The organism is Rhodococcus sp. P4_C10, assembly GCF_056402135.1.
In genome coordinates this window covers 42,552-57,212 of the sequence record NZ_JBFUHZ010000008.1, presented here as the reverse complement: position 1 = coordinate 57,212, position 14,661 = coordinate 42,552, and the positions used below count along the sequence as shown (strand labels likewise).

12 protein-coding genes are annotated in these 14,661 nt (G+C 71.2%); 7 read left to right on the top strand and 5 right to left on the bottom strand.

Going from position 1 to position 14,661, the window contains the following annotated elements; all coding sequences use genetic code 11:
* Nucleotides 1–22 precede the first annotated feature (22 nt).
* The 3 genes from AC1DWC_RS06820 to AC1DWC_RS06810 form a co-directional block, all read right to left on the bottom strand.
* Complete coding sequence (locus AC1DWC_RS06820; protein WP_477906728.1) at nt 23–904, bottom strand: metal ABC transporter permease; 882 nt, start codon at nt 902–904, stop codon at nt 23–25.
* Nucleotides 901–1,728: a metal ABC transporter ATP-binding protein gene (locus tag AC1DWC_RS06815; protein WP_083577053.1), complete on the bottom strand. Its 828-nt coding sequence runs from the start codon at nt 1,726–1,728 to the stop codon at nt 901–903. Before AC1DWC_RS06815 ends, AC1DWC_RS06820 begins: the two co-directional genes overlap by 4 nt.
* 62 nt (nt 1,729–1,790) lie before the next feature.
* Entirely contained in the window at nt 1,791–2,861 is a 1,071-nt protein-coding gene (locus AC1DWC_RS06810; protein WP_477906727.1) for a metal ABC transporter solute-binding protein, Zn/Mn family, read from the bottom strand.
* 85 nt (nt 2,862–2,946) lie between these two features.
* On the opposite strand from AC1DWC_RS06810, the gene AC1DWC_RS06805 reads away from it, so the two are divergent.
* Nucleotides 2,947–4,032, top strand: coding sequence for a LacI family DNA-binding transcriptional regulator (locus AC1DWC_RS06805; protein ID WP_477906726.1), 1,086 nt, complete (start codon nt 2,947–2,949; stop codon nt 4,030–4,032).
* A 33-nt stretch (nt 4,033–4,065) separates the two neighbouring features.
* On the opposite strand, the gene otsB is transcribed toward AC1DWC_RS06805, so the two are convergent.
* Both otsB and kstR read right to left on the bottom strand, forming a co-directional pair.
* Entirely contained in the window at nt 4,066–6,630 is a 2,565-nt protein-coding gene (gene otsB / locus AC1DWC_RS06800) for a trehalose-phosphatase (RefSeq protein ID WP_477906725.1), read from the bottom strand.
* 14 nt (nt 6,631–6,644) lie between these two features.
* On the bottom strand, nt 6,645–7,310 hold the full coding sequence (gene kstR, locus AC1DWC_RS06795) for a cholesterol catabolism transcriptional regulator KstR (protein ID WP_477906724.1): 666 nt from the start codon (nt 7,308–7,310) through the stop codon (nt 6,645–6,647).
* Nucleotides 7,311–7,438: 128 nt separating this feature from the next.
* Between kstR and AC1DWC_RS06790 the strand changes: the two genes are divergently transcribed.
* The 6 genes from AC1DWC_RS06790 to AC1DWC_RS06765 are packed head-to-tail and all read left to right on the top strand — an operon-like array spanning nt 7,439 to nt 14,595.
* Nucleotides 7,439–9,670: an acyl-CoA dehydrogenase family protein gene (locus AC1DWC_RS06790; RefSeq protein WP_477906723.1), complete on the top strand. Its 2,232-nt coding sequence runs from the start codon at nt 7,439–7,441 to the stop codon at nt 9,668–9,670.
* A gap of 36 nt (nt 9,671–9,706) precedes the next feature.
* A complete protein-coding gene (locus AC1DWC_RS06785; protein WP_477906722.1) occupies nt 9,707–10,816 on the top strand; it encodes an acyl-CoA dehydrogenase family protein in 1,110 nt (369 codons plus the stop codon).
* Nucleotides 10,801–11,967, top strand: a complete 1,167-nt coding sequence (locus AC1DWC_RS06780) for an acyl-CoA dehydrogenase family protein (protein ID WP_477837686.1) — start codon at nt 10,801–10,803, stop codon at nt 11,965–11,967. Before AC1DWC_RS06785 ends, AC1DWC_RS06780 begins: the two co-directional genes overlap by 16 nt.
* Entirely contained in the window at nt 11,964–12,989 is a 1,026-nt protein-coding gene (locus AC1DWC_RS06775; RefSeq protein ID WP_477906721.1) for a bifunctional MaoC family dehydratase N-terminal/OB-fold nucleic acid binding domain-containing protein, read from the top strand. Before AC1DWC_RS06780 ends, AC1DWC_RS06775 begins: the two co-directional genes overlap by 4 nt.
* On the top strand, nt 12,986–13,426 hold the full coding sequence (locus AC1DWC_RS06770) for a MaoC family dehydratase (RefSeq protein WP_477906720.1): 441 nt from the start codon (nt 12,986–12,988) through the stop codon (nt 13,424–13,426). The genes AC1DWC_RS06775 and AC1DWC_RS06770 overlap by 4 nt, the downstream gene beginning before the upstream one ends.
* Nucleotides 13,423–14,595, top strand: coding sequence for a lipid-transfer protein (locus tag AC1DWC_RS06765; RefSeq protein ID WP_477906719.1), 1,173 nt, complete (start codon nt 13,423–13,425; stop codon nt 14,593–14,595). The genes AC1DWC_RS06770 and AC1DWC_RS06765 overlap by 4 nt, the downstream gene beginning before the upstream one ends.
* Nucleotides 14,596–14,661 lie beyond the last annotated feature (66 nt).

Genomic DNA, 14,661 nt, shown 5'->3' with positions numbered 1-14,661 from the left:
CGCGAACGATCGGAGGCCAATCCTATGCAGCGACCGTGACCCGCCTCACGGCCCGGCCCTGCCGCGCGCCCACCACGCGGCAGATCAGGTAGATCACGAACGAGATGGTGGTGACGAAGGTGGACACCGGGACGCCGGGCGCCAGCGAGAGCAGGATGCCACCGACGGCCGCGAGCTCGGCGAACAGGATGGACAGCAGCGTGGTCCGCAGCGGGTTCGAGGTGATCCGCGCGGCCGCGGCCGCGGGGGTGATGAGCAGCGAGAGCACCAGCAGCGCGCCGACGATCTGCACGCCGAGCGCGGCGGCCACGCCGACCAGCACCGCGAACACGATGGACAGTGCCCGGATCGGCACGCCACGGGCCCGCGCGACGTCCGGGTCGGTGCTGGCGAACAGCAGCGGCCGGTACACCACCAGCAGCACCGCGAGCACCAGGACCGCGCACACCAGCAGCAGTTGCAGGCCGCTGTTCCCGACGCCGACGATCTGCCCGACGAGCAGCGAGAAGCTGGTGCCGGTGCGGCCGGGGTAGAGCCACATGAACAGCACGGACAGGCCGAGGCCGAACGACATGATGACGCCGATCACCGAGTCGCGTTCGCGGGCCTTGGCGCCGAGCAGGCCGAACAGCACGGCCGCGACCACCGAGCCGACGATGGCGCCGAGACCCACGCTGAGGCCGGCCAGCAGCGCCGCGGAGGCACCGGTCAGCGACAGCTCGCTGGTGCCGTGCACCGCGAACGACATCTGCCGGCTGATGATCAGCGGGCCGATCGCGCCGGCGAGCAACCCGAGGATCGCGGCGGCGAGCAACGCCTGCTGCACGAAGTCGTAGTGCAGCAGGTCGAGGGTGGCCTGCCAGTCGAACATCATCGACAGGGCCTCGGAGAGCTTCTCGTTCATTCGTGGTCCTCGTGGTGGATGCCCTCGCCGCCCGCACTGCCGAGCGCGTCGATGGCGTCGCCCGTGCCGACGACGACCAGTCGCCCGCGCACGTGCAGCACCTCGACGTCGGTCTGGTACAGCTCCGAGAGCACCTCGGAGGTCATCACCTCGGCGGCGGTGCCGATCCGGAACCGGCCGTCCACCAGGTACAGCACCCGGTCGACGAGGGGCAGGATCGGGTTGATCTCGTGGGTCACGAAGAGCACGGCGGTGTCGTGCTCGAGTCGGCGCTGGTTGATCAGGTCGGACACCCGGTGCTGGTTGGCCAGGTCCAGGCTCAGCAGCGGCTCGTCGCACAGCAGCACCCGGGGGTCGCCGACGAGGGCCTGCGCCACCCGCAGTCGCTGCTGCTCGCCGCCGGACATCGAGCCGACCGGGGCGTCGGCGTAGGCCTGCGCGCCCACCTGGGTGATGGCGGCGTCGACGATGGCGCGGCGGGCGCGACGGTTCCGCAGCCCGGTGCCCCAGCGGTGGCCGTCGACGCCCAGGCCGACCAGGTCGCGCCCGCGCAGCGGCAGGCCCTCGTCCATGGTCTTCTGCTGCGGGATGTACCCGACGTGGGAGTTTCCGGTGCGCGCGGGCGTGCCGGCGATCCGGACGCTGCCGCCGGAGAGCGGGACCTGGCCGAGGAGCACCTTGAGCAGGGAGGTCTTGCCGGACCCGTTGGGGCCGAGCACGGCGATGAACTCGCCGGGACGGACCTGCAGGTCGAGGCCGGACCACAGGGTTCGGGGTCCGTACGCCAGCCGGGCTCCGTTGAGTTCGACGGCGGGTTCGGTCACGGGGCCTTTTCGGGTGTCGGGATTCGGGTTCTCGGGTTCGCGCTGCACCGGATGCGCCGGCCTCAGCGGGCGGAGCCGTCGAGCGCGGCGGCGAGTGCCGCGGCGGTGGCGCTCTGCCACTGAATGTAGTCGAGCCCCTCGGGCAGCGTCTCGCTCACCTCGACGACCGTGATGCCCGCCGCCTCGGCGTTCGCCCGGACGTCCTGGGTGACGCGGTCCTGGGTCTGGCTGTTGTAGATCAGGGCGTGGACCTTCTTGCCCGCCAGCAGGTCCCGGGTGGCGGCGATCGCCGCGGGCGGGGGGTCGTTGCCGTCCTCGATGGCCTTGGTGAAGTCCTCGGGCGTCTCGTCACGGAGGTCGGCGGCGGCCAGCAGGTAGTGCGCGATCGGCTCGGTCTGGGCGACCGGGGCCTGTCCGTGGGTCGCCGCGATGGCGTCGGTCACCGCGGTGATCCGGTGCAGCTTTCCGTGGAAGTCGGCGGCGTTGGCGGTGTACGCCTCGGCGTTCGCCGGGTCGATGACGCCGAGTTCGGCCGCGATCTTCTGCGCCACCGCGTCGACGGTGGGGACGTCGTACCAGACGTGCTCGTTCGCCCCGCCGTGTCCGTGGTCGTGGCCGGCGTGCGAGTCGGCCCCCGCCTCGTGGGACGCCGCCTCGTGGACCTCTGCCTCCGGGGCATCGGGGGAGGCCGCGGCGGCGTCGTGGTCGCCGTGCAGGTCGGTGGGGGAGCCGTACAGCTCGAACGCGTCGACCGTCCGCTTGCCGGGCATGCTCTCGAGGATGTCGTCGAGGAACCCGTCGTATCCGCCACCGTTGAGCACGACCAGGTTGGCGTCGGTGATCCTGGCGGCGTCGCGGGGACTGGCCTCGTAGGAGTGCGGGTCGGCGGACGGGTCCGAGACGATCGAGACGACGTCCGCACGGTCTCCGGCGACGGCGCCGGCCACCGAGCCCCACACATTGGTGGAGGCGACGATGCTGACGCGCTGACCGTCCGCGACGGGGCCGTCCGAGTCCGCACTCGAGGCGGTGGAGCAGGCGCCGAGGGTCAGGGCGGCGGTGACGGCCAGCCCGACGGCCGCGGCGACCTTGCGGTGGCGGCGGGAACGGGCGGTCGGGTCGAGCTGAGGCATGCCCAAGATATTAATGGAAACCGTTTCCGTTGTACATTAGCGGGGCCGTGCTGTCGGTCACGGCCGCATTCAGTACGGTCCGACTATGTCCCGGTCCCGTCATCCGCACCGTCAGGCCACCCTGGCGTCGCTCGCGGCGGAGCTGAAGGTCTCCCGCACCACCGTCTCCAACGCCTACAACCGGCCGGACCAACTGTCCGCGGAACTGCGCGAACGGGTGCTCGACGCCGCCAAGCGGCGCGGCTACCCGGGCCCGGACCCGGTGGCCCGCTCGTTGCGCACCCGCAAGGCGGGCGCGGTGGGGCTGCTGCTCACCGAGGCATTGAGCTACTCCTTCCGGGACCCGGCGGCGATGAGCTTCCTGGCGGGCCTGGCCGAGTCCTGCGAGGACGCCGGCCAGGGGCTGCTGCTGGTGCCCGCGGGGCCGGGCCGCGACGACGTCGACGCGGCCGCGGTGGTGCAGCAGGCCGGGGTGGACGGCTTTGTCGTGTACTCCGTCGCGGACGACGACCCCTACCTCGCCGCCGTGCTCGAGCGGCGGATGCCGATGGTGGTGTGTGACCAGCCGCGGGAGATCGCGGGGGCCTCGCTGGTCGGCATCGATGACCGCGGCGCCATGCGCAAGGTGGCCGAGTACCTGATCGCCTTGGGGCACAAGGAGTTCGGTGTCCTCTGCATGCGGCTCGGCCGCGACCTGCGGGACGGCCTCGTCGAAGGGGACCGGCTGAACTCGCCGAACTTCCACGTCCAGCGCGAGCGAATCGCCGGGGTGCGGGACGCGTTGACCGCCGCCGGGCTGGACCCGGCCTCGCTGACGGTGATCGAGCGCGCCGAGCACTCCGGTCCGGCCGGTCACTCCGCCGCGGAGCAGGCCCTCGCGGTGAACCCGCGGATCACCGCGCTGCTGTGCACCACCGACGTGCTTGCGCTGGGCGCGCTGGACTACGCCCGCTGGCGCGGGCTGGACGTGCCCGGGCAGCTGTCGATCACCGGCTTCGACGGCGTCGACGACGCGCTGCGCGAGGGGCTGACCACCGTCCGCCAGCCTGCCGAGGAGAAGGGGCGGCGGGCCGGGCGGCTGCTGCTCACCCCGTCGCACTCCGGCGTCGCGACCGTGGAGATGCTCGAGACCGAACTGCTGCGCGGGCACACCGCGGCGCCGCCGGCCTAGCGGCCCGACCGTCCTGCGGCCGGGCCGGCCGACCTACCGCGCGGTCAGGCCGCGGGCCTCGCTGAGCAGCTGCGCGCACCGCAGCAGGCCCAGGTGGCTGTACGCCTGCGGATGGTTGCCCAGCGACCGCTCGGCGACCGGGTCGTACTCCTCGGCGAGCAGCCCGGTCGGACCCGCCGCCGCCACCAGCTGGGCGAACAGGGCCTCCGCGTCGGCGAGCTGACCGGTCAGCAGGTAGGCCTCGACCAGCCAGGCCGCGCACAGGTGGAACCCTCCCTCGCCGCCGGGCAGGCCGTCGTCGTGGTGGTAGCGGTACACCGTCGAGCCGCTGCGCAGCTCCGCCTCCGTGGCGATGACGGTGGCCGCGAACCGGGGGTCGGACGGGTCGATCAGTCCGGACAGCCCGATGTGCAGGGTGGCCGCGTCGAGGTCGGTGCCGTCGTAGGCGGCGGTGTACGAGCGGGCCCGGTCGCTCCAGCCGCGGTCCTTGACCTCGTCGGAGATCTCGGTGCGCAGCGCCTCCCAGTCTTGTCCGGCCTCCCGGTCGAAGCGCGTGGCCAGGGTCAGCGCCCGGTCCACGGTGACCCAGCACATCACCTTCGAGTACACGTGGTGCCGCGGGTTGCCGCGGATCTCCCAGATGCCGTTGTCGGGTTCGGACCACCGGCGCTGGACCGCGGAGACCATGGCGCACACCAGGTCCCAGTCGGCGTCGGTCAGGGCCTGCGCGGTGCCCTGCTTCTCCCGCGCGTGGGCCAGGTGCGAGATCAGGTCCACGATCGGGCCGAAGACGTCGAGCTGAACCTGCGAGTTCGCGGCGTTGCCGACGCGCACCGGCCGGGACCCGGCGTACCCGGGCAGCGAGTCGAGGACTGCCTCGGGGGGCAGGCCACCGCCGTAGATCGTGTACAGCGGGTGCAGCCGTTCCGGTCCGGGCAGCGTCTCGAGCACCCGGTGCACCCAGTCGAGGAAGTTCTCCGCCTCGGTCAGGGAGCCGAGCGAGACCAGCGCGGAGGCGGTCAGCGAGGCGTCGCGCAGCCAGCAGTAGCGGTAGTCCCAGTTGCGGACGCCGCCGATCTCCTCCGGCAGCGAGGTGGTCGCGGCGGCGAGGATGGAACCCGAGTCGGCGTGCACCAGCCCGCGCAGGGTGAGGGCGGAGCGCTTCATCAGGCCGGGCTTGAGCGGAGGCAGGTCGAGGCCCTCGGCCCACTCGGCCCAGTACGCCTCGGACAGTGCCCGACGGTCGGGTTCCGGCGTCGCGGACGGTTCGAGATCCGAACTGCCGCAGCGAAGTTCGAGTACCACGGGTCCGGCGGACGGGTCGACCACGGCGTGTGCGGTCTGCTGCTGGCCGTCGTTGACGATCTCCCACTCGACGCCGGCGGAGCGCAGCACCACCGGGTCGTTGGTGCCGTAGACACGCAGGCCGTTCTCCTCCCGCTCGAGCTTCACCTGCGCCTGCCCGAACTCGGGGCGGGGCGCGAAGGTGACAACCGCCTTGGCCTGGCCGGTGATCACCCGGGTCAGGTCGGTGCGGCCGGCGTCCACGTCGTGCGGCAGGTAGTCGGTGACCTGCAGGCTGGCCCATCGGGTCTGCACGGTCATGGTGCCGTCGACGTAGCGCTGGCTCAGCGGCAGCGCGGCCCGTTGCGGCGCGACGGTGAAGTGGCCGGCCTCGACGCCGCCGAGCAGGTGCGCGAACATCGCGGCGGAGTCCGGCTCGGGATGGCACAGCCAGGTCAGCGAGGCGTCGGGGGTCAGCAGGGCCACCGAGCGGGGGCTGGCGAGCATGGTCAGCCGCTCGATCGGGGTGGCGCTGTCGCCGTGCAGCCAGGTGCGCCGTTCCTCGAACAGGAACGCCAGCGCGGTGCCGACGTCCTCGGGGCTCTCCACGCGGAACTCGGCGAGGGACTCGCCGTCGCCGACCTTGACGCCGAGGTCGGGTCCGGCCAGCCTGCGGAACGCCTTCTCGTCGGTGACGTCGTCGCCGAAGAAGACGGTCGCCGACGCGCCCTCGCGGTGCCGGAGGATGTCGAGGGCCTCGCCCTTGTCGGTGACGATGACGGCCAGCTCGATGACGGCCTTGCCCTCGGTGACCTGTACGCCGTCCCAGGTGGCGGCGTCGCCGCGGACCCGGGCCAGCGCGGCGTCGGCCACCTCGGGGCTCGCGTTGCGCACGTGCAGCGCGACGCTGGCCGGCTTGGTCTCGACGGCGATGCCGTCGCCCGCGGCGGCGATCGTCAGCAGTTCGTGGGTGATCTCGCGCAGTAGTCGCTTGGCGTCGTCGTCGATCTCGTGCACGAAGCCGACGTCGAACTCGGAGCCGTGGCTGCCCACCAACTGCACCTCGACCGGCAGTCGCGAGAGCATCGCCAGGTCGCGCAGGGCGCGGCCGGAGATCACCGCGGACGCGGTCGAGGGCAGGCTCGCGAGCGCCCGCAGGGCGCGCACCGACTCGGCATCCGGAAATGCCTTCGCCGGATCGGACACGATGGGTGCCATGGTGCCGTCGTAGTCGGACGCCACCAGCAGTCGCGGCGTCCGGGCGACTGACACCAGACGCCGGCGGAGCTCGAGGGGTAGATCTTGCGCACTCACTGCGCGAAGTCTACTTAGGATTCGGCCGGATCCTGGTAGCCGCCGCCGAGAAGAAGTTCGACGGTCAGCTCGAGTCGCTTGGCGACGTCGGTTGCCGACGAGCGCCGGGTCAGCCAGGCCACCAGGTTGGACAGCCAGACATCGGAGATGACGCGCGCGATGGCGAGCTGCTCCTCGGTGGGCGTGCCGTCGTTCATGGCCCGGGCGAACAGCGCGTCCATCAACTTGCCCACCGCGTCGACCTCGGCGGCAGCGGAGGCGTCGGCGAACATGAATGCCCGGGTCATCGCCTCGGTGAGCAGCGGCTCGCGCTGCATCGCGCGGGTGATCTGACCGAGGATCAGGTGCATCCGCTCGATCGGGGTGTCGCCCGGCGGCATGCCCTTCTTGCGGGAGTCGATCTTCTCGAATTCGCGGGCCAGCGCGGACACCAGCAGGTGCACCTTCGACGGGAAGTAGCGGTACAGGGTGCCGACCGCGACGTCCGCGCGTTCTGCCACGGCGCGCATCTGCACGGCCTCGTAGCCGCCCTTCGATGCCAGCACCAGGGTGGCGTCGAGGATCCGCTTGCGTCGCTCTCGTTGCGCGTTGGAACTGAGGTCCTCGTCGGTCAAAGTCGACACGGCCGCGCCGGTTGCGGTGGCTTTGCCCGCGGAGCGTGTACGAGATGAGGAGGTCATCGACGAAATCCTTGGATTAGGCGAAACATTTTCGAGGGCGGTTCAAGTCTGGTCTTGACTCTGGACCAACTTACAGATTAGAACACGTTCTACATGATTTTGTCAGTACTGAGAGGTTGGCCTTCCTTGTGACTATCGCCACGACAGACGAGCAGCGTGCCGTCCAGGAATCGATTCTGGCCTGGTCGCGCTCCGCGAATCCTATCGAGACGCTCCGTCAGGACCCGGCGGATCCGTGGCGCGCGCACTGGCCGGCGCTCGCCGACCTGGGTGTGTTCATGGTCGCGCAGGCCGAGGAGGTCGGTGGCGCGGACGGCGAGATCGTCGATCTCGCGGTGATGCTCGAGCAGGCCGCCGCGGCGCTGGCGGCCGGCCCGGTCCTGTCGACCGCGCTGGCCGCGCTGGTGGTCGGGCGCAGCGGTGAACCCGCCGCCAAGCAGTGGGGGCCGGAGCTGGCCGAGGGTGGGCGTCCGGTCGGCGTCGTGCTCGACGGGGCGTTCGCGGCCGAGGCCGACGCCGACGGCGGCCTGGTGCTGAGCGGCGACGCCGGCCTCGCGCTCGGCGGCGCACCCGGCGTGGCGGTGCTGCTGCCCGCCACCCGCGGCGCCTCCTCGGGTGATGCCTCGGGTGATGTCGCCTCCTCGGGCGAAGCCTCGGGTGATGTCGCCTCCTCGGGCGAAGCCTCGGGTGATGTCGTCTGGTGCCTGCTCGACGCCGACACCGCCGGCCTGACGGTCGAGGCGGTGGAGAACGTGGACGTGAGTGTCCCGCTGGCCACCGTGCGCCTCGACGGCGTCACGGTCTCGCCGGACCGGATCCTGACCGGCGTCCGCCCGGGCCTGGTGCGTGACCTGGCCGCGACCCTCGCCGCGGCCGAGGCCGCCGGTGTTGCCGGCTGGTGCCTGCGGACCGCCGTCGAGTACGCGAAGATCCGCGAGCAGTTCGGCAAGCCGATCGGTTCGTTCCAGGCGATCAAGCACCTGTGCGCCGAGATGCTCTGCCGGGTCGAGCAGGCCCGCGCCGTGGCCTGGGACGCCGCCGTCGCCGCCGAGTCCGGCGACGAGTTGCCGATCGCGGCCGCGGTCGCCGCGTCCGTCGCGTTGGACGCGGCGGTCGACACCGCCAAGGACTGCATCCAGGTGCTCGGCGGCATCGGCTTCACCTGGGAGCACGACGCGCACTTCTACCTGCGGCGGGTGCTCTCGCTGCGCCAGCTGCTCGGTGGCGGCGCCGCCTGGCGGGCCCGGGTCGCGGAACTGACCCGCGCCGGCGCCCGTCGGCACCTGACCGTGGACCTCGGCGACCTCGCGGGGCAGCGGGAGACCGTGCGCGCCGAGATCGAGGCGATCGTCGCGCTCCCGGAGGCCGAGCGGCGCGTTGCGTTCGCCGAGTCCGGCTACCTGGCGCCGCACTGGCCGGCCCCGTACGGCAAGTCCGCGAAGGCCGCCGAGCAGATCCTGATCGGCGAGGAACTCGTGCGCGCCGACCTCGAGACACCCAACCTGGTGATCGGCTGGTGGGCGGTGCCCACGATCCTCGAGCACGGCACCGCCGAGCAGATCGAGCGGTTCGCGATGCCGACCCTGCGCGGGGACCTGACCTGGTGCCAGCTGTTCTCCGAGCCGGGCGCCGGCTCCGACCTCGCGTCCCTGCGCAGCACCGCCGACAAGGTGGACGGCGGCTGGGTGCTCAACGGCCAGAAGGTGTGGACCTCGCTCGCCCGCGAAGCGGACTGGGCGATCTGCCTGGCCCGTACCGACAAGGACGCGCCGAAGCACAAGGGCATCACCTACTTCGTGGTGGACATGCGCAGCGCCGGCATCCGGATCTCGCCGCTGCGCGAGATCACCGGCGACGCACTGTTCAACGAGGTGTTCCTCGACGACGTGTTCGTACCGGACGAGTGTGTGGTCGGCCAGGTGAACGGCGGCTGGAAGCTGGCCCGCACCACCCTCGCCAACGAGCGGATCGCGATGAGCGGCGGCTCGTCGCTGGGCAAGGCGATGGAGGAGCTGCTCGAGCTGTCCAGCCGCGGCGGCACCGACCCGGTCACCGAGGACCGCATCGGCTTCCTCGTCGGCGACGCCCTGGTCGGCTCGCTGCTCGAGCACCGGACCACGCTGCGTCAGCTCGACGGCCAGGACCCCGGTCCGGCGTCGAGTGTGCGCAAACTCGTCGGGGTACGGCATCGTCAGGCTGTCGCGGAGTTCGCGCTCGAGTGCGCGGGCGTCGACGGCGCGGTGGAGGGTCCGCTCTCGCGCGAATTCCTCAACACCCGTTGCCTGACCATTGCCGGTGGTACCGAGCAGATCCTGCTCACCGTCGCCGCCGAGCACCTGCTCGGGCTGCCGCGCGGCTGACCGATTACACGCACTTCGACAGGACGGATTTCTCAGGTGGATTTCACTTTCGGTAGTGAGCAGCAGGCGGTGGCCGAAGTGGCCGCTGCCGTGCTGCAGACGGCGGCGAGCGCCGAGACGCTCGCCGCCATGGACCGCGGCGCCCCGGTGTGGGACGCGACGCTGTGGCGGCGGCTGGCGGACGAGGGGGTGCTCTCGCTGCCGCTGCCCGAGGCGCTCGGCGGTGACGATCTGGGCATCGCCGAGATCGGTGTGCTGCTCGGTCAGGTCGGCCGGCACGCGGCCCAGGCCCCGGTCCTCGAGACCCTCGGCTTCGGTGTGCTGCCGCTGCTCGCGCTCGGTGGCGATCCGCAGCGGTTCCTCGTCGGTGTCCCGGGCGGGGCGATCCTCACCGCGGCGCTGAGCGAGCCGGGTGCGCCGCTGCCGGCGATCCCGGCCACCACGGCGACGGCCGAGGGCGACGGGTACGTCGTCACCGGTCGCAAGGTCGGGGTGCGCTACGCCGAGCAGGCGGCCTTCGTGCTGGTGCCGACGTCGGCCGGTGTGGCCGTCGTCGCGCCCGACGCCGACGGCGTCACCCTCACCCGCACCTTCACCGCCTCGCTCGCCCCCGAGTACACGATGGCGCTCGACGGTGTGCGCATCGACTCCGGTGCGTTGCTCACCGGCGCCCCGGTCGAGAGCCTGTACCGGATCGCGCTCGCCACCGTCGCCGCGCAGGCCGCCGGTCTCGGTACCGGGATGACCAAGCTGACCGCCACGCATGTGAGCACCCGCGAGCAGTTCGGCAAGCCGATCGCCGCGTTCCAGGCCGTCTCGCAGCAGGTCGCCGACTCCTACGTCACCGCCCGCACCCTGGAACTGGCCGCGTTGTCGGCCTGCTGGCGACTGGCGGAGGGCCTCGACGCCACGGAGGACACCTCGGTGGCCGCCTACTGGCTGGCCGAGAAGTTGCCGGTGGCGATGCAGCAGTGCAGCCACATGCACGGTGGTCTCGGCGCGGACGTCACCTACCCGGCGCACCTGTACTACGAGCAGACCAAGGACCTCGTCCGCCTCGTCGGCGGTCCGTCGTCCCGTCTGGCCATTCTCGGCGCCCTCGGCGCCCGCGACCTCGGTGTGGAGGCAGCATGCTCATCGATCTGACCCCGGAGCAGAAGAAGTTCCAGGCGGAACTGCGCAAGTACTTCGCCGACCTGATCTCGCCCGAGGAGGCGGAGATCATGCTCACCGACCGGCACGGTCCCGTCTACCACGAGGTCATCCGCCGGATGGGCCGCGACGGCTGGCTCGGCGTCGGCTGGCCGAAGGAATTCGGCGGCAAGGGTTTCGGCGAGATCGAACAGCAGATCTTCACCAACGAGGCGGTCCGCGCGGACGTGCCGCTGCCGTCGGTGACGCTGCAGACCGTCGGCCCGACCCTGCAGACGTACGGCACCGAGGAGCAGAAGCGCAAGTTCCTGCCCGGCATCCTGACCGGTGAGGTGCACTTCGCGATCGGCTACACCGAGCCGGAGGCCGGCACCGACCTCGCCGCGCTGCGCACCACCGCCGTCCGCGACGGCGACCACTACGTCGTCAACGGCCAGAAGTACTTCACCACCGGCGGTCACGCCGCGGACTACATCTGGCTCGCGGTGCGTACCGGCACCACCGAGGACCGCCACCGCGGCATCTCGATCCTGATCGTGGACACCACCGATCCCGGCTTCTCCTCGACGCCGGTGATCACCGCGGACGGTGCCCATCACGTCAACGCGACCTACTACGAAGACGTACGGGTGCCCGTCGAGATGCTCGTCGGCGAGGAGAACCGGGGCTGGAAGCTGATCACCACCCAGCTCAACCACGAGCGCGTCATGCTCGGCCCGGCCGGCCGAGTCGGTGGCCTCTACGACCGCGTCAGCGCGTGGGCCACCCGCCCGGGCCCGGACGGTGCGCCGCTGGCCACCCAGCCGGAGGTGCAGCGCGCCCTCGGCGAGATCCGCGCGATCTACCGGCTCAACGAGCTGCTCAACTGGCAGGTCGCTGCCGCGGAGGGCGCCGTCGACATGGCCGACGCCTCCGCCACCAAGGTCTTCGCCACCGAGCAGATCCAGCGGATGGGCCGGCTCGCGGAGGAGGTCGTCGGGCGCTGGGGCGACCCGGCGGATCCGGAGACCGGGCACCTGCTCCGATGGCTGGACGCGCAGACCAAGCGCAACCTCGTCATCACCTTCGGCGGCGGCGTCAACGAGGTCATGCGTGACCTCATCTCCACCGCGGGACTGGGACTTCCCAAGGTGGCGCGCCGATGAGTGAACAGGACATTCTCGCCGCGGCACAACGGGTTCGGGACGGCGGTGCAAGCAAGGCCCGCAGCGGTCGCGACCCGGTGAACCTGCCGATGATCCGGAACTGGGTCGAGGCGATCGGCGACGAGAACCCCATCTACGTCGACGAGGTCGCCGCCCGCGCCGCCGGTCACGACGGCATCGTCGCGCCGCCGGCGATGGCGCAGGTGTGGACCATGCGCGGACTCGGTGCGGTGCGCGAGGAGGACGACCCGCTCGGCAGGATGACCGAGATCCTCGACGAGGCCGGGTACACCTCGGTGGTCGCCACCAACTGCGACCAGACCTACCACCGCTACCTCGCCCCCGGCGAGGAGGTCACCATCGAGTCGGTGCTCGAAGACGTTGTGGGACCGAAGAAGACGGGTCTGGGGGAGGGCTGGTTCTTCACCACCCGCAACCTGTGGAAGGTCGGCGACGAAGTGGTTGCCGAGATGCTCTTCCGCATCCTCAAGTTCGCGCCGCCCGCGAAGACCGCTGCCCCCGAAACCGTGGCGGCCGTGGCGTCTTCGGCGAGCGGTGACCCGGTCGACGACCTCGACGGCACCCGGATGATGCGTCCGGCGGCCTCGCTCGACACGAAGTTCTTCTGGGACGGCGTGGCCGCGCACGAGCTGCGTCTGCAGCAGCGGCCGGACGGCTCGCTGCAGCACCCGCCGGTGCCGGCGCTGTGGAAGCCCAAGGGCGAGAGCACCGACTACGTCGTGGCCTCCGGCCGCGGCACGGTGTTCAGCTACGTCGTGCACCACGCGCCGAAGGTGCCGGGCCGTCCGCTGCCCTTCGTGATCGCGCTGGTCGAACTGGAGGAGGGCGTGCGCATGCTCGGCGAGCTGCGCGGGGCCGATCCCGAGACCGTCGCCGTAGGCCAGCCCGTCGAGGTGGACTTCCTCGACTTCCCGGCAGACCCGGACAACGACGCCAAGGGCCGGTGGACGCTGTACGCCTGGCGCCCCACCACTCGCCCCGGTGTGGAGGAGAACCGATGACCCCGCTGAACCCGCCCGCCGTCGCGGTCGGAGACTCGCTGCCTACCCTGGTCGTGGAAGGCACGCCGACGTTCGTCGTCTCGACGGCGCTGGCCACCCGCGACTTCCAGGACGTGCACCACGACCGGGACCTCGCGCAGCAGCGCGGCTCCAAGGACATCTTCGTCAACATCCTGACGGACACCGGCCTGGTGCAGCGCTACGTCACGGACTGGGCGGGGCAGAAGGCCGTCCTCAAGTCCATCGAGCTGCGTCTCGGTGTGCCCTGGTACGCCTACGACACCCTGACCCTCACCGGCAGCGTCGTCTCGATCGAGGACGGACTGGTCACCCTCTCCGTCGTCGGTACCGACTCGTTGGGCAAGCACATCACCTCCACCGTCCGGCTGGTCATGGACGGCTCGGTCACCACCGGCGCAGTTGGGAGCCCCGCATGAGCGGCCTGTCAGGCAAGGCCTCGATCGTCGGGATCGGTGCCACCGACTTCTCGAAGGACTCGGGACGCAGCGAGCTCCGGCTGGCCGCCGAGGCGGTGAACCTGGCACTCGCCGATGCGGGCCTGACGCCCGCGGAGGTCGACGGCCTCGTCTCGTTCACGATGGACACGAACACCGAGACCGCCGTCGCCCGTGCGGTCGGCATCCCGGAACTGAAGTTCTTCAGCCGTATCCACTACGGCGGCGGCGCGGCCTGCGCGACGATCCAGCAGGCGGCGCTGGCCGTCTCCTCGGGCGTCGCGGATGTCGTGGTGGCCTACCGGGCGTTCAACGAGCGGTCCGGGCACCGGTTCGGTCAGGTCGACTCCGGTCTGGTCAACCAGGTGAACTCGTCGGGCGCGGACTACGCCTTCTCCTACCCGCACGGGCTGAGCACGCCGGCGGGCAGCGTGGCGATGATGGCCCGCCGGTACATGCACCAGTACGGCGCTACCAGTGAGGATTTCGGGCGGATCGCCGTCGCCGACCGCAAGCACGCGGCGACCAACCCGAATGCGTTCTTCTACGGCAAGCCGATCACCCTCGAGGACCACCAGAACTCGCGGTTCATCGCCGAGCCGCTGCACCTGCTGGACTGCTGCCAGGAGTCGGACGGCGGCATCGCGATCGTCGTTGTCTCGGCCGAGCGGGCCAAGGACCTCAAGCACAAGCCGGTCTCCATCGCCGCCGCCGCGCAGGGCAGCGGCAAGGACCAGTACACGATGATGAGCTACTACCGTGACGACCTCGCCTGCATCCCCGAGATGGAGCTCGTCGGCAACCAGCTGTGGGACCAGTCGGGCCTGCGCCCGGACGACATGGACATGGCGGTGCTCTACGACCACTTCACCCCGTACGTGCTGATGCAGCTCGAGGACCTCGGGTTCTGCAAGCGCGGCGAGGCGAAGGACTTCGTCCGGGAGCCGGGGGCGCTCGAGATCGGCGGGAAGCTCCCGCTGAACACTCACGGCGGTCAGCTGGGCGAGGCGTACATCCACGGCATGAACGGCATCGCCGAGGGCGTCCGCCAGATCCGCGGGACCTCCGTGAACCAGGTGCCGGGTGCCCAGCAGGTGCTGGTCACCGCGGGAACCGGCGTGCCGACCTCGGGCCTGGTGCTCACCGCCTGACCCCCGCCCCCCCGAGGTCGCTTCACCGGCGCGGCCGGTGTACTTCTCGAAATACCGCACTTCGCG

Bases quoted from the DNA above. Each gene is read 5' to 3' on its own strand.
- AC1DWC_RS06775 (WP_477906721.1), top strand. From the start codon at position 11,964: ATGAGTGAACAGGACATTCTCGCCGCGGCACAACGGGTTCGGGACGGC.
- AC1DWC_RS06805 (WP_477906726.1), top strand. From the start codon at position 2,947: ATGTCCCGGTCCCGTCATCCGCACCGTCAGGCCACCCTGGCGTCGCTC.
- kstR (WP_477906724.1), bottom strand. From the start codon at position 7,310: ATGACCTCCTCATCTCGTACACGCTCCGCGGGCAAAGCCACCGCAACC.
- AC1DWC_RS06780 (WP_477837686.1), top strand. From the start codon at position 10,801: ATGCTCATCGATCTGACCCCGGAGCAGAAGAAGTTCCAGGCGGAACTG.
- AC1DWC_RS06765 (WP_477906719.1), top strand. From the start codon at position 13,423: ATGAGCGGCCTGTCAGGCAAGGCCTCGATCGTCGGGATCGGTGCCACC.
- AC1DWC_RS06770 (WP_477906720.1), top strand. From the start codon at position 12,986: ATGACCCCGCTGAACCCGCCCGCCGTCGCGGTCGGAGACTCGCTGCCT.
- AC1DWC_RS06820 (WP_477906728.1), bottom strand. From the start codon at position 904: ATGAACGAGAAGCTCTCCGAGGCCCTGTCGATGATGTTCGACTGGCAG.
- AC1DWC_RS06810 (WP_477906727.1), bottom strand. From the start codon at position 2,861: ATGCCTCAGCTCGACCCGACCGCCCGTTCCCGCCGCCACCGCAAGGTC.